The organism is Nonomuraea composti (assembly GCF_012034275.1).
GTDB lineage: Bacteria > Actinomycetota > Actinomycetes > Streptosporangiales > Streptosporangiaceae > Nonomuraea > Nonomuraea composti.
The window spans coordinates 21,270-37,729 of sequence record NZ_JAATEP010000021.1; the positions used below are offsets into that span (position 1 = coordinate 21,270).

Annotated in this window: 17 protein-coding genes; 11 read left to right on the forward strand and 6 right to left on the reverse strand. The window is 71.4% G+C overall.

All coding sequences use genetic code 11. From position 1 onward, the window contains the following. Positions 1-47 precede the first annotated feature (47 nt). Together HCN51_RS27650 and bfr are read left to right on the forward strand one after the other, a co-directional pair. Positions 48-224, forward strand: a complete 177-nt coding sequence (locus HCN51_RS27650) for a (2Fe-2S)-binding protein (protein WP_080042937.1) — start codon at positions 48-50, stop codon at positions 222-224. Positions 225-248: 24 nt separating this feature from the next. After that, on the forward strand, positions 249-734 hold the full coding sequence (bfr, locus tag HCN51_RS27655) for a bacterioferritin (RefSeq protein ID WP_168013101.1): 486 nt from the start codon (positions 249-251) through the stop codon (positions 732-734). A gap of 99 nt (positions 735-833) precedes the next feature. Here the strand turns inward: bfr and HCN51_RS58240 are convergent, their stop codons facing one another. Then, positions 834-1,022, reverse strand: a complete 189-nt coding sequence (locus HCN51_RS58240; RefSeq protein WP_206067960.1) for a GNAT family N-acetyltransferase — start codon at positions 1,020-1,022, stop codon at positions 834-836. A 698-nt stretch (positions 1,023-1,720) separates the two neighbouring features. On the opposite strand from HCN51_RS58240, the gene HCN51_RS27665 reads away from it, so the two are divergent. Next, the gene (locus HCN51_RS27665; protein ID WP_043620820.1) at positions 1,721-2,389 is read left to right on the forward strand and encodes a response regulator transcription factor; all 669 of its coding nucleotides are present in this window, start codon (positions 1,721-1,723) and stop codon (positions 2,387-2,389) included. Positions 2,390-2,392: 3 nt separating this feature from the next. Continuing rightward, positions 2,393-3,670, forward strand: a complete 1,278-nt coding sequence (locus HCN51_RS27670) for an ATP-binding protein (protein WP_080042934.1) — start codon at positions 2,393-2,395, stop codon at positions 3,668-3,670. Here HCN51_RS27670 and HCN51_RS27675 read toward each other — a convergent pair. Further along, positions 3,654-4,136 carry a GtrA family protein gene (locus HCN51_RS27675; protein ID WP_080042933.1) on the reverse strand — a complete coding sequence of 161 codons (483 nt, stop codon included), beginning with the start codon at positions 4,134-4,136 and terminating at the stop codon, positions 3,654-3,656. The two genes, HCN51_RS27670 and HCN51_RS27675, sit on opposite strands and share 17 nt — an antisense overlap. Before the next feature lie 360 nt (positions 4,137-4,496). On the opposite strand from HCN51_RS27675, the gene HCN51_RS27680 reads away from it, so the two are divergent. From HCN51_RS27680 to HCN51_RS27690, 3 genes are all read left to right on the forward strand, one after another. After that, positions 4,497-5,645 carry a 5-(carboxyamino)imidazole ribonucleotide synthase gene (locus HCN51_RS27680; protein ID WP_168013102.1) on the forward strand — a complete coding sequence of 383 codons (1,149 nt, stop codon included), beginning with the start codon at positions 4,497-4,499 and terminating at the stop codon, positions 5,643-5,645. A 67-nt stretch (positions 5,646-5,712) separates the two neighbouring features. Beyond that, complete coding sequence (purE, locus tag HCN51_RS27685; protein ID WP_346433819.1) at positions 5,713-6,207, forward strand: 5-(carboxyamino)imidazole ribonucleotide mutase; 495 nt, start codon at positions 5,713-5,715, stop codon at positions 6,205-6,207. 165 nt (positions 6,208-6,372) lie between these two features. Then, positions 6,373-7,260 carry a GNAT family N-acetyltransferase gene (locus HCN51_RS27690; protein WP_168013103.1) on the forward strand — a complete coding sequence of 296 codons (888 nt, stop codon included), beginning with the start codon at positions 6,373-6,375 and terminating at the stop codon, positions 7,258-7,260. A gap of 18 nt (positions 7,261-7,278) precedes the next feature. Here HCN51_RS27690 and HCN51_RS27695 read toward each other — a convergent pair whose 3' ends face one another. Continuing rightward, positions 7,279-8,592: a nucleotide sugar dehydrogenase gene (locus HCN51_RS27695; protein ID WP_168013104.1), complete on the reverse strand. Its 1,314-nt coding sequence runs from the start codon at positions 8,590-8,592 to the stop codon at positions 7,279-7,281. 125 nt (positions 8,593-8,717) lie between these two features. On the opposite strand from HCN51_RS27695, the gene HCN51_RS27700 reads away from it, so the two are divergent. After that, positions 8,718-9,881: an acyl-CoA dehydrogenase family protein gene (locus HCN51_RS27700; protein WP_168013105.1), complete on the forward strand. Its 1,164-nt coding sequence runs from the start codon at positions 8,718-8,720 to the stop codon at positions 9,879-9,881. 344 nt (positions 9,882-10,225) lie between these two features. Here the strand turns inward: HCN51_RS27700 and HCN51_RS27705 are convergent, their stop codons facing one another. Next, complete coding sequence (locus HCN51_RS27705) at positions 10,226-10,987, reverse strand: helix-turn-helix transcriptional regulator (RefSeq protein ID WP_168013106.1); 762 nt, start codon at positions 10,985-10,987, stop codon at positions 10,226-10,228. Positions 10,988-11,124: 137 nt separating this feature from the next. Here HCN51_RS27705 and HCN51_RS27710 point away from each other — a divergent pair, with 137 nt between their 5' ends. Next, the gene (locus HCN51_RS27710; protein WP_168013107.1) at positions 11,125-12,204 is read left to right on the forward strand and encodes a quinone oxidoreductase family protein; all 1,080 of its coding nucleotides are present in this window, start codon (positions 11,125-11,127) and stop codon (positions 12,202-12,204) included. A gap of 253 nt (positions 12,205-12,457) precedes the next feature. Then, entirely contained in the window at positions 12,458-13,231 is a 774-nt protein-coding gene (locus HCN51_RS27715; protein ID WP_168013108.1) for a trypsin-like peptidase domain-containing protein, read from the forward strand. 78 nt (positions 13,232-13,309) lie between these two features. Here the strand turns inward: HCN51_RS27715 and HCN51_RS27720 are convergent, their stop codons facing one another. Both HCN51_RS27720 and HCN51_RS27725 read right to left on the reverse strand, forming a co-directional pair. Beyond that, positions 13,310-14,551 carry a TolB-like translocation protein gene (locus HCN51_RS27720; protein WP_168013110.1) on the reverse strand — a complete coding sequence of 414 codons (1,242 nt, stop codon included), beginning with the start codon at positions 14,549-14,551 and terminating at the stop codon, positions 13,310-13,312. After that, positions 14,548-15,120: a SigE family RNA polymerase sigma factor gene (locus tag HCN51_RS27725; RefSeq protein ID WP_168013112.1), complete on the reverse strand. Its 573-nt coding sequence runs from the start codon at positions 15,118-15,120 to the stop codon at positions 14,548-14,550. Before HCN51_RS27725 ends, HCN51_RS27720 begins: the two co-directional genes overlap by 4 nt. A gap of 153 nt (positions 15,121-15,273) precedes the next feature. Here HCN51_RS27725 and HCN51_RS27730 point away from each other — a divergent pair, with 153 nt between their 5' ends. Further along, a complete protein-coding gene (locus HCN51_RS27730; protein ID WP_168013114.1) occupies positions 15,274-16,392 on the forward strand; it encodes a questin oxidase family protein in 1,119 nt (372 codons plus the stop codon). Positions 16,393-16,460: the final 68 nt, after the last annotated feature.

The following is a 16,460-nucleotide window of genomic DNA, read 5'->3' on the forward strand; positions in this document are numbered from 1 at the left end:
TGCCTAACCTTATAGCGCCCACCCCTTCGCGAGAGGCTTGTCCCCGGATGTACGTCTGCATTTGTCGTGCTGTGACCGAGAATGAGGTCCACGACTGCATTGCCGCCGGGGCCAAGAGCGCGAAGCAGATCCGCGACACCACTGGTGCTGGTGGGGACTGTGCCCGTTGTGTACGGAAGATCTGTGCGATCCTGAAACGGTCTGAAGAACTGACGACCGCATAGCCGGATAGCGATGAGGGGCCCGTCATGCAGGGCGACAAGCAGATCATCGAATTGCTCAACGAACAACTGACCGCCGAGCTCACCGCGATCAACCAGTACTTCCTGCACGCCAAGATGCAGGAGAACTGGGGGTACACCAAGCTCGCCGAGCACACCCGTTACGAGTCGATCGAGGAGATGCGCCACGCCGAGCGCCTCACCGATCGCATCCTCTTCCTTGAGGGCCTGCCCAACTACCAGCGGCTGGGCACCCTGCACATCGGCCAGACCGTCGAAGAGCAGCTCAAGGCCGACCTCGAAGTGGAGATGTCGGTGGTGGAGCGGCTGCGGCCGGCCATCCAGCTCATGCGCGAGAAGGGCGACATCACCTCGGCCAACATCTTCGAGGACATCTTGAAGGACGAGGAAGAGCACATCGACTACCTGGAGACGGAGCTGGGGCTGATCAACAGCCTCGGGATCCAGCTCTACCTGGCGCGCTACGCCGAGCCCACCTCCCACGACGACTAGCCGTCACGGGCCGGGGCCTATCGTCATCGGCCGAGGCCGTCCTCGCGGGCCAAGGCTGTCGTCACGCGCCGAGGCTGTCGTCACGGGTCGAGGCTGTCGTCACGGGTCAAGGCGCAGGCTGAGCTGCTCGCCGTACTCGCGGAAGCCCAGGGCCCTGGCGACCCGGCGCGACGGCGCGACCCGCGCCCGCCACTGCGGCAGCAGCCCGCTCGCCAGCGCGTCCGCGACGGCCGCCGAGGCCACCGCGCGGGCCAGCCCGCGGCCACGGCGGCCGGGAGCGGTCAGCACGCTCAGATGCGCCGCCGTTTCGACCCCATGTCCGGTACCCGGCCGCCGCGACCACCTCGGGACCGTCGCGGAGCACGTACATCTCCGACTCCACCTCGTCGAGCCCGCACTCCGCCGCCTCGTCCGCGGACACCGAACCCAGCAGCGTCAAGACGTCCGCGTGGTCCGGCGGCACGGCGCGCACATCCTCGCCGTGGGCGGGCAGGAAGTCGGCCGCGTCGAGGTAGGCCAGCGCCGCCGGGCCCAGCACCTCCCCGGCCGGCAGCCGGGCCGGATCGGCGCCCGCCGCCAGCCGGCCGCGCAGCGCCTCCACCAAGGCGGGGGTCGGCGCGGTGCACAGGACGCCCCCGTCCAGGACGACGACGCCCGCCCATCCCGGCGGGCACAAGCGCGAGTCGGGGGAGAGCACGACGCGCACCTCCCCGGGGCGGGGGAACGGCACGGGGGTCCGGGTCAGACCCGCCCACATCTCACGAGCCCGGTCGAGAGCGTTCACGCGCCCGATGATCTCAACAGCCGGTTGGGACGCGGAAGGGCGGGCATGATCGTCCGATGAATTCCGGGCCGAAAACGGCGGTGCTTTAATCACGACCTACCGTATTTTAGCTGTGTTTGCCCAGGTCAATGGATAGGTCAACGACGAGTCAAACCGCGCGCTGTGCCCGGGAAACGATCGCCTAAGGTCCTACGATCGCTTCATGACCTGCGTACTTCTCGCCGAGGATGACACCTCGATCTCCGAGCCACTCGCGCGTGCGCTGCGCCGCGAGGGCTATCAGGTCGAAGTGAGTCCCGACGGCCCGCAGGCCCTGGAAAGGGCCTTGTCGGGCGGAATCGACCTGATCGTTCTTGACCTCGGCCTGCCGGAAATGGACGGCCTGGAGGTCGCCCGCCGGATCCGGGCCGAGGGCCACGGCACCCCGGTGCTGATCCTGACCGCCCGCGTCGACGAGGTCGACACCGTCGTCGGCCTCGACGCCGGTGCCGACGACTACGTGACCAAACCGTTCCGGCTGGCGGAGCTGCTGGCCAGGGTGCGGGCGCTGCTGCGCCGCGGCACCTCCGAGACCCCGGTCGTCCAGGGCGTGCGCATCGACGCCGACTCGCGGCGCGCCTGGATGGGGGAGAAGGAGCTGCATCTGACCACCAAAGAGTTCGACCTGCTGCGCGTCCTCGTACGAGACGCCGGCAAGGTCGTCACCCGAGAGCAGATCATGCGCGAGGTCTGGGACACCAACTGGTGGGGCTCCACCAAGACGCTCGACATGCACATCTCCTGGCTGCGCCGCAAGCTCGGTGACGACGCGGCCAAGCCGCGCTACATCACGACCGTCCGGGGAGTCGGCTTCCGGTTCGAGCGCGAGTAGGAGATGCGCCGCCGACTGCTCTCCTCCACCCTGGTCGTCGCGGTCATCGCGGTCCTGCTGCTGGGGGTCCCCCTGGGCGTCGTCGTCAGCCGTCTGATCGTCGATGAGGCGGCTCAGGAGCTCGGGGCGGAAGCCAAGCGTCTCGTGGGAGAGGTGGAGTACGCCCGCGTCCAGGAGACGCCGCTCGACCCCCAGCAACTGGAGCAGAAGTACCCGGGCAGGTTCATCCAGATCTGGGAGCGCGGAACCCCCCTGAGGGTGACCGTCGTCGGCGACCCCCCGCCGTCCGGTCACCTGATGACCGAGGACGCGCAGACCAACACCGGCGTATACGTGCGGATCAGCCGCGACCGCGACCAGGTCGAGCAGGACGTACGAGCCCGCCTGCTGCTCATCGTGGCCCTGGCCGGCGCCGCCCTGGCGGTGGCCGTGAGCCTGGCCGTCGTGCAGTCCCGCCGCCTGACGCTACCCCTGCGGGACCTGGCCAAGATCGCCGAACGGCTGGGCTCGGGCGACGCCCGGCCGAGCAAGCACCGCTACGGCATCCCCGAGCTCGACCGCGTGGCCCAGGTGCTCGACCGCAGCGCCACCCGCATCTCCGACCTGCTCACCCGCGAGCGCGAGTTCGCCACCGACGCCTCCCACCAGCTCCGCACCCCCTTGACCGGCCTCACCATGCGCCTGGAGGAGATCGTGGCCTCCGCGGACGAGCCCGAGGTCGTGCGGGAGGAGGGCGAGGCGGCGATCGTGCAGGCCGAGCGGCTCACCGCCGTGATCGACGAGCTGCTCGCCGCCGCCCGCCGCCAGCGGCACGCGCAGGCCGAGCCGGTCGCGATCGACGAGGTGCTCGTGCAGCAGGTCACCGAGTGGGAGCCGGTCTTCCGCGACGCGGGCCGCACCCTGCGGCTCGAAGGCTCGCGCGGGCTGAAGGCCATGGCCACCACCGGAGGGTTCGGCCAGGTCATCGCCTCGCTGCTGGAGAACTCCCTGCGGCACGGCGGCGGCGCCGTCACCGTCACCACCTCCTACGGCGACAACTACGTCGTCGTCGAGGTCGCCGACGAGGGCCCCGGCATCGCCGACGAGATCGCCCCCAAGATCTTCGACAGGAACGTCAGCGGCGGCGGAGGCACCGGGCTCGGGCTGACGCTGGCCCGCGCGCTGGCCGCGGCCGACGGCGGCCGGTTGGAGCTCGTGCGGCGGCGGCCCGCCACGTTCGCCATCTTCCTGCGACCCGCGGAGGACGATGGGCGCAACCGCGTGGTCAGCGGTCCTGCTTGACGCCGCCCTCGGGCAGCTCGACCGGAATGGGGTCCGTCGCCTCCAGGAACACCCACTTCTTGTACGACCAGTAACGGAACAGCGTGCCGAGCCCCACGCCCACGATGTTGGCGATGTTGAAGCTGAGCGCGTCGTGCAGGCCGAGCGTGTAGGTGGTGAAGCCGATCGTCAGCATGCCGAACAACAAGGCGATGCCGTTGAGCAGGAAGAACAGGAAGTATTCGCGGCGCAGGCCGCTCTGCTCGCGGTGCCGGAACGTCCAGTAGCGGTTGCCCGCGTACGCGAACGTGGTGGAGATCGTCGTCGCGATGACCTTGGAGGTCAGCGGGCCCAGGCCGACGACGACGTTGAAGAGGTTGAGCAGGCTCGTGTCGAGGAGGAAGGCCAGGGCGCCGATGCTGCCGAACTTGGCCAGCTCGTGCACAAGAGAGGAGAACCGGTGGTAGAGGCGCCTGGTGAAGTTCACGTCTCTGCTCGGTCCCTTCCTCGTCGAGCTTGCGCACCCAGCGTACCGGGCACGATGGAGCACGGGTGTCGGCAGGATGAACAAAGGTCAGAAAATGGGCCTTGCGAAACATCCTCCGATAACCGACATACCCGCCCGGCGGGGATTACGCTGCTGAACAGTTCGAGGGCACGCGAACGCTGGACGGCCGTGCCCGCCGGACCGTGCCGCCGGACGGCACGGGCCTGGCGGGCAACCCGGAACGGCCGTCCAGCCCCGCCCGCCAAGCCATTCGGAACGGCCCGTCCAGCCCCCCTGCCACGACAAACGGCAAGGGGGCCGTAGCAGGGAAGTCGTCGCGTCCCGGTAAGCTCACCTGGCGTGAGTTCCTACAGCCCCATCGGACCGGTCGTCGGCATCGTCGGCGCCGGTCAGCTGGCCAGGATGTCGCAGCCGCCCGCGATCGCGCTCGGCATCGAGCTGCGGGTGCTGGCCAACAACCCGGAGGAGAGCGCCGCCCGGGTCATCGTCGACACGCGCGTCGGAGACTACCGCGACCTCGGCGACCTCAGGGAGTTCGCCAAGGGCTGCGACGTGATCACCTTCGACCACGAGCACGTGCCCACCGAGCACATCCGCGCCCTGTCCGAGAACGGCTACGTCGTGCACCCCGGCGCCGACGCGCTCGTCCACGCCCAGGACAAAGCCGTCATGCGCGAGCGCCTGACCCAGATCGGCGCGCCGTGCCCCGCCTGGTCGCGCGTCCCGGCCGCCGCCGACGCCGAACGCTTCGCCGCCGAGCACGGCTGGCCCGTGGTGCTGAAGGCGGTGCGCGGCGGCTACGACGGGCGCGGCGTGTGGGTGTGCCGCACCCCCGAAGAGGTCGCCGAGGCGTTCGCCACCGGGATCGAGCTCATGGCCGAGGCGTTCGTGCCGTTCGAGCGGGAGCTGGCCGTCCTGGTCGCCCGCTCACCGCACGGGCAGGGCGTGAGCTACCCCGTCGTCGAGACCGTCCAGCAGGACGGCATCTGCGTCGAGGTCATCGCCCCCGCCCCCGGCCTCGACCAGGAGCAGTCCGCGCAGGCCCAGCGCATCGCCCTCACCATCGCCAACCAGCTCGGCGTCACCGGCCTGCTCGCCGTCGAGCTGTTCCAGTCCGAGACCGGGCTGGTCGTCAACGAGCTGGCCATGCGCCCCCACAACAGCGGCCACTGGACCATCGAGGGCGCCACCACCTCCCAGTTCGAGCAGCACCTGCGGGCCGTGCTCGACCTGCCGCTCGGCTCGCCCAGGATGACCGCCCAGCACGTCGTCATGGCCAACCTGCTCGGCGGCGACGACCCCGACCTGTTCAAGCGGTACGAGCACGTGATGGCCCACGACCCCGGCATCAAGCTGCACTTCTACGGCAAGGAGGTGCGGCCCGGCCGTAAGATCGGCCACGTGACGGCCCTCGGCTCCAACCTCGACGAGGTACGCGCCCGCGCCCGCCACGCCGCCGTCTACCTCATGACCGGGGAGTACACGTGAGAGAGCGCAGCGAACGAGCCATGAGACGCAGCATCTCGATTTTCACGGTGCCGACGAAGGAGGCGCCGTGAAAATCGGCATCGTCATGGGCAGCGACTCCGACTGGCCGGTCATGAAGGCCGCCGCGGAGGCCGTCGCCGAGTTCGGCGTGCCGTTCGAGGCCGACGTCGTGTCGGCGCACCGCATGCCCACCGAAATGATCGACTACGGCCGCCAGGCCGCCTCCCGCGGCATCCAGGTCATCATCGCCGGCGCCGGCGGGGCCGCCCACCTGCCCGGCATGCTCGCCTCCGTCACCCCGCTGCCCGTCATCGGGGTGCCGGTGCCGCTGAAGTACCTCGACGGCATGGACTCCCTGCTGTCGATCGTGCAGATGCCCGCCGGGGTGCCGGTCGCCACCGTCGCCGTCGGCGGGGCCCGCAACGCGGGGCTGCTCGCCGTACGGATCCTGGCCGCCTCCGACGCCGGGCTGCGCGAGAAGATGGCGCAGTTCCAGGAGCGGTTGAAGGAGCAGGCGTACGCCAAGGGCGAGAAGCTGCGCGCGGAGGCAGCCCAGCTGTAACCGAACCCGAGCGGGGGGCCGGGCTGTGACCGAGACGGTCGAGCTGTAACCGGGACGGTCGAGCTGTAACCGGGACGGTTGAGCTGTAACCGGACCCAAGAGCGGGGCGGTTGCGCGGTAACCGAACGCTTTTTTCCCGGGGGTCGCGGCGGTTAGGGTGCCGCCATGGACGACCCGATCAAAGAGCACGCCACCCGTGTGTACGCCGCCGACCCGCTGCTCGCCGGCCAGGACGAGCTGACCGCCAGGCGCGGCGAGGACCTGCTCGAAGTGGCCGGCGGCATCGGGCTGGCCGCCGTCGAACGGCTCAACCCCGGCACCCTGCAAGCCTGCTGGTCCCCCCTGGTCGTCCATCGGCTGCGGGCCCGCGTCGCCGGCCCCGACCCGGAGGCCGCGCTCGGCGCGCTCCTCGACCAGTGGCTGGCCATGCCCCGCGGCGACGAGCCCGAGCAGGCGTTGAGCGTGGTGTGGCCGAGCCGCGACACCGCTCCCGTGCGGGCGCTGGCCGTGCGCGGCTTCGCGCCCATCACCTCGCTCGCCGTCCGCCGCCTCCGCCCCGCCCCCGCCCCTGACTCCGGCCTCGCCATCCGCCCGGCCCGCGCCGACGACGTGGAGACGCTGTCCCCCATGTACGAGCGGCTCGTGGCCTACGACGCCCAGTTCGGCTGGGTGACCGTGCGGGAGAGCACGGGCAGGTGCCTCAGGGAGTCGCTGGAGTCCGAGATGCTGCCGCTCGACTGGTGCTGGCTGGCCGAGGTGGACGGCGCCGTCGCGGGGCTCGTCATCGTGCAGCCGCCGTCCCGCTCCACCTGGATCTCGCACGTCGTGAACGAGGAGCCGGCCGCGTACCTGGGCACCATGTACGTCGAGCCGGCCGCGCGGGGCCGCGGCGTCGGCGCGGCGCTCGCCGACGTCGCGCATCAGGAGGCGGCCGCGCAGGGCGCGCCGGCCATGCTGCTGCACCACGCCCTGCCGAACCCGCTCTCGACGCCGTTCTGGGCCCGCCGCGGCTACCGCCCCCTCATGACCCAGTGGGTCCGCCACCTGCGGTGACGCAGGGGTTTCACGTCACTACGGACGGCCGAGGGCGCGGTAGTGCCATCCGGCGGCCCGCCACATCTCGGCGTTGAGCGCGTTCCGCCCATCCACGATCCGCCGGGTGGCGACGACGGCGCCCAGCTCCACCGGATCGAGCTGCAGGAACTCCTGCCATTCGGTGAGCAGCAACACCACGTGCGCCCCGCGCACCGCCTCGACGGCCGATATGCCGTAGTTCAGCTCGGGATGAGCCTTACGGGCGTTGTCGAGCGCGATCGGGTCGTACACGGTGACCTGCCCGCCCTGATGCCCGATCGTCACGGCCACGTCGAGTGCGGGGGAGTCGCGGATGTCGTCGGAGTTCGGCTTGAACGCGGCGCCGAGCACGCCGACGGTGCAGCCGTGGAAGGAGCCGCCGGCCAGCTCCCTGGCCAGGTCGACCATGCGGGCGCGGCGGCGCATGTTGATCGCGTCCACCTCGCGCAGGAACGTGAGTGCCTGGTCCGCGCCCAGCTCGCCGGCCCGCGCCATGAACGCCCTGATGTCCTTGGGCAGGCAGCCGCCGCCGAACCCGAGCCCGGCGTTGAGGTACCGGCCGCCGATGCGGTCGTCGTACGACAGGGCCTCCGACAGCAGCTGGACGTCGGCGTGCGCGGCCTCGCAGACCTCGGCCATCGCGTTGATGAAGGAGATCTTCGTGGCCAGGAACGCGTTCGCGGCCGTCTTGACCAGCTCGGCCGTGGCGAAGTCGGTCACCACGGTCGGCACCTCGCCGAGCGGCTCGTACACCTCGCGCAGCATCTTCTCCGCGCGCTCGCTGCGCACGCCGAGCACGACGCGGTTGGGGCGCAGGGTGTCCTCGACGGCGAAGCCCTCGCGCAGGAACTCGGGGTTCCAGGCCAGCTCGGCCTCGCCGCCGGCCGGGGCGAGCCTGGCCAGCTTGTCGGCCAGCCGCTCCGCCGTGCCGACGGGCACCGTGGACTTGCCGACGACCAGGCACTCGCGATCGAGGAGCGGCGCGAGGGATTCGATGGCCGCGTCCATGTAGGTCACGTCGGCGGCGTACTCGCCGCGCTTCTGCGGGGTGCCGACGCAGACGAAGTGCACGTCGCCGAAGGCGGCGGCCTCCTCGTAGGAGGTGGTGAAGCGGAGCCGGCCGGAGTCGAGGCCGCGCCGGAGCACGGGCTCGAGGCCGGGTTCGTGGATGGGGAGCTCGCCCGCGTTGAGTCGGTTGATCTTGTCGGCGTCGACGTCGAGGCCCAGGACGTCGAACCCGAGATCAGCCATGCAAGCCGCATGGGTGATGCCCAGATATCCGGTCCCGATCACCGTGAGGCGATATGGCACGAGGGAGCTCCTTTCGATCGCGCAGGCATGCTACCGGCCCCCGTCACCTCCTACGTGCCACCTGCAACTCCCCGCAAACCGTACCGGCTGGTAACAAGATGGTCGGACGTCCTAGTATCTAGAGCATGAGCTTCCCTCTCTACGCGCCCGCCGAAGAGCACGACATGCTCAGGGAGACGGTCCGCGCCCTGGCCGACGAGAAGATCGCACCGCACGCCGCCGAGATCGACGAGACCGAGGAGTTCTCCTGGGACGTCTACAAGGCGCTCGTCGCGGCCGACCTGCACGCCGTCCACGTGCCCGAACAGTACGGCGGCGCCGGGGCCGACGCGCTGGCCACGGTCATCGTCATCGAGGAGGTGGCCCGCGCCTGCGCGTCCTCCTCCCTCATCCCGGCCGTCAACAAGCTCGGCACCGTCCCGCTGCTGCTCTCGGCCTCCGAGGAGCTCAAGTCCCGCTACCTGGCGCCGGTCGCGCGGGGGGAGGCGATGTTCTCGTACGCGCTGTCGGAGCCCGAAGCCGGCTCGGACGCGGCCGCCATGAAGACCCGCGCCGTCGCGGACGGCGATTCGTACATCCTCAACGGCGTCAAGATGTGGATCACCAACGCCGGCGTCTCCGAGTACTACACCCTGATGGCCGTCACCGACCCCTCGGCCGGCGCCCGCGGCATCTCCGCCTTCGTCGTGGAGAAGTCGGACGAAGGCGTCTCTTTCGGCCCCAAGGAGAAGAAGCTCGGCATCAAGGGCTCCCCCACCCGCCAGGTCATCCTCGACAACGTCCGCATCCCCGCCGACCGCATGATCGGCGCCCCCGGCACCGGCTTCAAAACCGCCCTCGCCACCCTCGACCACACCCGCATCACCATCGCCGCCCAAGCCCTCGGCATCGCCCAGGGCGCCCTCGACTTCGCCATCGGCTACGTCAAGGAACGCAAGCAGTTCGGCCGCCCCATCGCCGACTTCCAGGGTCTCCAGTTCATGATCGCCGACATGTCGATGAAACTGGAGGCGGCACGGCAGCTCACGTACCACGCGGCCGCGAAGTCCGAACGCGCCATGCACGGCGAACCCCAGAAGGACCTGACGTTCCTGTCGAGCGCGGCAAAATGCGCCGCCTCGGACGCCGCCATGGAAATCACCACGGACGCGGTGCAACTGCTGGGCGGCTACGGCTACACGAAGGACTTCCCGGTGGAACGCATGATGCGCGACGCCAAAATCACCCAGATCTACGAGGGCACCAACCAGATCCAGCGCATGGTCATGGCCAGACAACTCCTCAAGTAGGGGCACCCTGGGGGCATCGGGGGAAACGCTCGGTCATCGCAAGAGAGGCGCTACGCGCTCGGAAGCTCAGGCAGTGACATCGGGGGCGCACCGCCCCCAAACCCCCAGCTCAAACCCCGCTGCGCCGCTTGGTGGGCTCGATTGCCCCGCCAAATAGTGCGACCGGCTGAAAACCTCGGTTCCAAGCCGCGGGCGGGGATTCGCACCCGGATGACGGTGGGATCGCTGTCAAATGACTCTGACGGAATGAGACCAGCAGCGGCATCAGCGAGGTCCAGGGCTTCATCACGGGCAGGGTCATAGCCTTCACCGACTGGTGAGCCGGATGCGCAAGGCGCCGGGAGTCAGCGCGGTGTGTAGACCGTCAGGCGGAGGCCGGGATCCTCGTTGGCCTGGAAGGTCGCGTAGTCGAAGGTGCGTCCGCGCAGCACCTTGCCGCCCGCGCCGCCCCGCGTGACGTCGTGCCGTGCCCACCAGCGGCCGAACTCCGGGCAGCCGCGGCGCAGGCGGGCGGCCAAACCTGTGAAGGCCGGGTCGGGCGCCCACAGGTCGAACGCGGCGCGGAACTGGGCGGTGGCGTGCCGTGCCTGCGCGGCCCAGCCGTCCCCGAACAGCTCGCGGGCCGCCGGCGTGAGCAGCAGGTAGACCAGCACGTTGCGGTCGCCGGGCGGCAGCCGGTCCAGGCCCGTGAACAGCTCGGCCGCGGCGGCGTTGACCGCCAGGACGTCCCAGCGGCGGCCGGTCAGGTAGGCCGGCCGGTCGAGGCTGTGCACCAGGCGGGCCGTGCCGTCCGGCACCCGTTCCCGGGTGAACGCGGGCAGGGCCGGCCGGCGGGCCAGCGTACGCAGGTGGGCGTGCTCGGTCTCGTCCAGGCGCAGCGCGCCGGCCAGGGCGTCGATCGTGGCGGCGGACGGGGTGACGGCGCGGCCCTGTTCGAGCCGTACGTACCAGTCGATGCCGATGCCCGCCAGCTCGGCCACCTCCTCCCGGCGCAGGCCCAGCGTGCGGCGGCGCGGACGCGGCGGCAGCCCCACCGCCTCGGGGGTCAGCCGTTCCCGACGGGAGCGCAGGAAGTCGCCGAGTGCGCGGCCACTCAGCTCGGCCATGATCGCCGCCTTTCCGCAGGGTGGTATCGGCCCATCCCAGGACGATACCGGTCCTGGTCCCGGGGCCGGCCGGGCGGCCAGGATGAAGCCCGCCAAGGGACAGGTGAAGCCTGCCAAGAGAGAGGAGTGCCACGATCATGAAGGCGGCTGTGCTGGCGGAGTTCGGTTCACCGTTGTCGGTGGAGGAGGTGCCGGAGCCCGTCCCGGGCTCCGGCGAGGTGGTGGTGGACGTCGTGGCGGCGCCGGTGCTGCCGTACGCGGCCGAGGTGTTCACCGGGCAACGGCAGTACCTGCTGCCGCTGCCGGCGACGCCCGGCACGGGGGCGATCGGCCGGGTACGCGCGTGCGGGCCCGACGCCACCCGGCTCGCCCCGGGCGACTGGGTGCTGTGCGATCCGACCGTACGGTCCCGGGACGACGCGCTGACCCCCGACATCACGCTGCAGGGCCTGAGCGCCCGCGGCGAGGGCGGGCTGCGCCTGCACCGGCACTACGGCCAGGGCTCCTTCGCCGAGCGCCTGCTGATCCCCACCGAGAACGCCGTGCCCCTCGGCCCCCTCGACCCCGGCGAGGCGGCGCGGTGGAGCGCGCTGTGCGTGTGCCTCGTGCCGTACGGCGGGCTCCTCGCCGGCCGGCTCCAGCCGGGGGAGACGGTCCTGGTGAGCGGGGCCAGCGGCAACTTCGGCGGCGCGGCGGTCGCCGTGGCGCTGGCCATGGGAGCCGCCCGCGTCATCGCGCCGGGTCGCAACGAGCGCGCCCTGGCCGCCCTGGAACGCCGGTTCGGCGCGCGGGTCAGCACCGTACGGATCACCGGCGGGGAGGATGAGGACCGCGAGCGCATGGCCGCGGCGGCGGCCGCCCCTGTGGACCTCGTGCTCGACCTGCTCCCGCCGGCGGCCCAGGTCGCCGCCGTACGCGCCGCCGCCATGACCGTGCGCGAGGGCGGCCGGGTCGTGCTCATGGGCGGGGTCGGCATGCTGAACGGCGACGACCTGCCGCTGCCGTACCGGTGGCTCATGCGCAACAACGTCACGGTGCGCGGGCAGTGGCTGTACCCGCGCGACGCCCCCGTGCGGCTGGCCGCCCTGGCCCGGTCCGGGCTGCTCGATCTCGGCCAGTTCGCCGTCACCGAGTTCGCCCTCGACGACGCGCCGGCGGCCGTGACCCACGCCGCCGAGCACGCCGCCCCGTTCCGGCTGACCGTGATCCGCCCTTGACCGTCGTCATGCGGGACGACGGGTACACGCGGTCGTCGTGCGCCGCTCAAGGGGCGGGCGGCCCCGCCATGCCCGTTCTCCTGTAACGGCGACTGGGACCCCTGGAGCGCACGGACTGTGTGCCGGTGTCCGGGGCCGGAAGAAGCGTGAGGCGTGACACGGCGGCGATCCGGCGACGATAGCTTGATCAATTGTGCATCGTGAGTTGCGTCTTCAAAGAGCAGGGGGAACGGCCCGAGGGGAGCGCAGGGGCGTGACGCGCTGGTCATGGTTGCCCGTCGTTCTCGCTCTCGCCGGCTGCTCCCTCGCGGCCCCGCCCACGCCGGTGCCCGGCAGCTCGCTGAAGGCCGGGAGCGAGATGGCCGTCCCGGGTCCGGCGCAGGCCCCGGACGGGGAGCGGAGCGTCGTGCATGTCACGGCCCTCGCGCCATCATGTAGCAAGACGTTCAAGGGCACGGGTTTCGTGTACGCCCCTCAGCGGGTGGTGACCACGGCGCACTTGGTGGCCGGTGCCGTTCCCGTGTCGCCGCTCGTGACGACGGCCGACGGCAAGGTGTACGAAGGGCGGGTCGTGGCCTTCGATCCCGATGTCGACGTCGCCATCCTGTACGTCCCGAAGCTGCCCGCACCCCCGCTGCGCATCACTGCGGCGCCCAAGCCGCTGCTGCCCATTCTTCGGCTTCCGCTCGGTGAGGCACTCCTGCTCGGTCATCGGAAGGGCGCGACGCGTCTGGAGACGCAGTCGGTCGTGCTTGAGGGGCGGCTTGAGGCGCAAGGGTCCAACCTCTACAAGGAGGGCGAGGTGTCCAGAATGGTCCTCGAGTTCTCCGCCGACATGAGCGAGGGGTTGAGCGGTGCTCCGCTGATCGATGAGGAAGGGGCGGTCATCGGGATGGTCTTCGCCGCGTCCATGAGCGATCCGGAACGGGGGTATGCGCTCGTAGGGGAGGAGCTTCTGGCCATCACCGACGGCGCGGCCGATGCCACCGAGTACGTCTCGACCCAGCGGTGCAAGACAGCGGACTGACCGGGCGCGGCCGCTCCACCCGGTCACCTCTCCTGTCCGGATCGCGGGCCGAGCCCGCCGCCCCCTCGAATCGTCGGCTCAGGTGATCTTCGCCAGGTCGATGAGGTAGAGGTCGTCGCCCAGTCGGTACGACAGCAGCCGCCCATCCCGCGCGACCCCAGGAAGCTGAAGGGCGCCCTTCTTGTCGGCCCGCACCAGGAGATCCGCCGACCGGCCCGTCGTCACGTCGTACAGGACGACGATGCGCCCCGCCTGCTCGGCCATGATCGGCGCGACCAGGAAGCGTTCGCGGGCGAGGCCGTCCGGCATGAGGCCGTTCACCGGGAGTTCCTTCTCCTCCAGGCCGTCGCGCAGGCGGTAGAAGGTCTTGTCCTGTTCGTCCCGGGTGCCGGTGCAGAGGCGGACGCCGCAGCTCAGGTTGCGGTCGCCGGGGCCCTTGACGGCGGCGCTGGTCTCCCCGGTCTCCACGTTGGTGATCGTGGTGAAGCGCGACCCGTCGTTCGCGGAGTAGATGCCGGGGGAGCCGATCCAGGGCCAGGCGAGCAGGTGCTGCCCCTCGCTGCCCGGCACCGCCTGCGGGGTGCCTCCTGTGGCGGGGATGGTGAACACGCCTCCCTCGACCAGGGAGAAGACGATCCGGTCGCCTTCGACGGCGAGGGCGTCGAGGCCGGCGCCGTCGCTTTCGGAGACCTTGATGTCGGCGATGCTCGTGGCCTGGCCGCCGGTCAGCGGGGCCGTCCATAGGTGGGCCTGTGCGTCCTTGGTGGCGGTCCACCAGGTGACCAGGCCGGCGCCGACGGTGAAGTCCGAGGCGAACGTGACCGTCCCGGTGGGAATCGGCACGTCGGCGACCTTGCGGAGGTCGCCGGTGTCGAGGTCGTACGCGTAGAGGGCGTTGGTCTTCTCGAAGCCGGACCAGGTGGTGACGAGCACCGTCCGGTCGTCGATGAACGCCTGCGGCATGAGCTTCGTCCCGCCCGGCCCGCGGGCGGGCACCTTGCGTACGGCGTCGGGCCACACCTGCTCCACGGGCTCGGGCAGCGGCCAGGCAGAGACCTCGGGGGCCCGTGGGGTGTCGGTCGTGGCCTCCCGGGACGTGCTGGGCACCGCCGCCGTCACGTCCCCGTGGCGCAGCACGGTCACCGTCCCGCCGGCCACGACCGCCACGGTCGCCGCCGCCAGCACCGCCTGGGCGAAGCCGCGCCGGCGGCGGCGCCGGTAGCCGGACTCCAGGTGGGCGGGCAGGCCGGTGGGCATCCGGGGCGCGTGCTGGGACGCGCTGCCGAGCGTCCTGCGCAGGGTCTCCTCAAGGTCGTTCATCGCGCGTTCCCTCCTCCATCCAGGTGCGAGTGCGGCCGGCCCCCGGCCGGTGCGGGTGGTCGTGTGTCGGCGGTCAGCGCAGGTGGTGGCAGGTCTTCGGCCGGTACGGCGGCGCGGAGCTTGTCGAGCGCCCGTGACGCCTGGCTCCGTACCGTCCCCCGTGAGATACCGAGCACATTGGCGATCTCCGCGTCCGTGAGCTGCTCGTAGTAGCGCAGCACCAGGACGGCGCGTTGCTTGCGCGGCAGGCCGGACAGCGCCTGCCACAGCGTGCGCTCGTCCCCGCGCGGCAGCGTGTCCTCGTGGGTGCCGTCCGGCAGGTCCCACGCGAGCAGCTCGCGCCGGCGCAGCCGCCACACGGACAGGTGCAGTCTGGCCATCGTGGTGCGGACGTAGCTCTCGGGGCTCTCCTTCGAGCGCAGCCTCGGCCAGGCGCCGCGCAGCCTCAACAGCGCCTCCTGCACGAGGTCGGCCGCGTCGTGCGGATTGCCGGCCAGTACGTATCCGTACCGCAGGAGCGCGTCACCCCGTTCGGCGACGAAGTCCGCGTAGCGGGGATCACCGTCCAACTGTCTCGACCCTTCGTTGTCTCCATCACTCCCAAGAGGACGAACCGCCAGGAACTGTTGCACGGCGGCCAGGGCGTCTTAGGTCCAAAGGAGGAGGGCCGCTCGATCGCGGGACCGACGCGGGTGACGGCGGCCAGGCGTAGCGTCCCGGTCATGGACGACACCGGGACGCTGGAAGAAGCGTACGAGCGGCTGCACGGGACGGGCCCCGAGTTCGAGGGCTGGCTGTCCAACCACGGTCCGATGGCGGTCGAGGCGATGGTCAGGCACGGGTACGGCCGCGACGTGCACCGCTGGCTCGACGGCTACGTCGCCCGGCTGGACGAGCTGCCGCGCGGCACCTCGCCCGTCGGCGAGCAGGAGTGGCGCGAGGCGCTGGGCGACGCGCGCCGGCTCGGCGACTGGCTGGCCTTCTTCGACCGGGAGGTGCGGGAGCGGCCGTGGCGGGACGTGCTGGAGACGTGGTGGCCGCGGCTGCTGCCCGGCATCGCGGCCGGGGCCACGCACGGGGTGATCCGCACGGGGCACGCGGTGCACGCACTGCTGGAGAAAACGGGCGAGAGCCGACTCGCCAAGGCGGGCGAGGGCCGACACGCCCAGGCGGGCGAGGGCCGGCTGGCCGAGGACGAGGCGGATGAGAGCCGGCTTGCCGAGCTGGGGCAGGCGCTCGGTTACTGGGCGGCGCGCTGGCAGCCGGTCGCCGCGTTCGGCGCGCCGTCCGGAACGGCCGATCCGGAGCGGGCACTGGCCGGGGTGCCGCGGGTGCCGGACCAGAGCAAGGGCATCAACCACCGGCTCGCGCAACTGGCCGGGCTCGACGGCTGGGGCGCGTCCGTGGCGGCCCTCGAACCCGCCGCCGACGCCGAGCAGGCCCGCACGCGTCTCGCCGCGCTGGCGGACGCGGCGACCCTCCGCTACGTCACGCACGCCCACGGCAATGCCGTCATGCTGGTGCACACCGCGACCGCCCCGACGGCCGTGCTGCGGGCGCTGCCGGCGCTGCCGAAGGAGATGTGGGGTGCCGGCCTGGACGCGGCGTGGGCGGCGGGTGCCGCGGTGACCGCCGCGTACGCGCCCGCCGAGCCGGTGGAACGGAAGGACCTGCCGGCCGGGCCAGGGTCGGCGGAGGAGGTGTTCGAGCTGGCCGTACGGCACGGCGACGAGCACGTGATCAAGCTGGCCGACACGGCGCTCGACGTGCATCGCCGCACAGGAGATCCCGCCGCTCTCGCCGCCGTGACCCGCGCCGCCGCACTGATCGCCCCCGCCTGAGGCTGCGAGAGAGCTGTCCGCCCCGCCTCCGGCTGAGGTCGCGAGCCCCAGGGCGGAGGCCGTGATCT

What these genes read in the sequence shown, in the direction of transcription:
- HCN51_RS27670 (WP_080042934.1), top strand. Translation starts at nt 2,393, where the DNA reads ATGCGCCGCCGACTGCTCTCCTCCACCCTGGTCGTCGCGGTCATCGCG.
- HCN51_RS27650 (WP_080042937.1), top strand. Translation starts at nt 48, where the DNA reads ATGTACGTCTGCATTTGTCGTGCTGTGACCGAGAATGAGGTCCACGAC.
- HCN51_RS27720 (WP_168013110.1), bottom strand. Translation starts at nt 14,551, where the DNA reads ATGAACGACCTTGAGGAGACCCTGCGCAGGACGCTCGGCAGCGCGTCC.
- HCN51_RS27730 (WP_168013114.1), top strand. Translation starts at nt 15,274, where the DNA reads ATGGACGACACCGGGACGCTGGAAGAAGCGTACGAGCGGCTGCACGGG.
- bfr (WP_168013101.1), top strand. Translation starts at nt 249, where the DNA reads ATGCAGGGCGACAAGCAGATCATCGAATTGCTCAACGAACAACTGACC.
- HCN51_RS27700 (WP_168013105.1), top strand. Translation starts at nt 8,718, where the DNA reads ATGAGCTTCCCTCTCTACGCGCCCGCCGAAGAGCACGACATGCTCAGG.
- HCN51_RS27705 (WP_168013106.1), bottom strand. Translation starts at nt 10,987, where the DNA reads ATGGCCGAGCTGAGTGGCCGCGCACTCGGCGACTTCCTGCGCTCCCGT.
- HCN51_RS27710 (WP_168013107.1), top strand. Translation starts at nt 11,125, where the DNA reads ATGAAGGCGGCTGTGCTGGCGGAGTTCGGTTCACCGTTGTCGGTGGAG.
- HCN51_RS27690 (WP_168013103.1), top strand. Translation starts at nt 6,373, where the DNA reads ATGGACGACCCGATCAAAGAGCACGCCACCCGTGTGTACGCCGCCGAC.
- HCN51_RS27665 (WP_043620820.1), top strand. Translation starts at nt 1,721, where the DNA reads ATGACCTGCGTACTTCTCGCCGAGGATGACACCTCGATCTCCGAGCCA.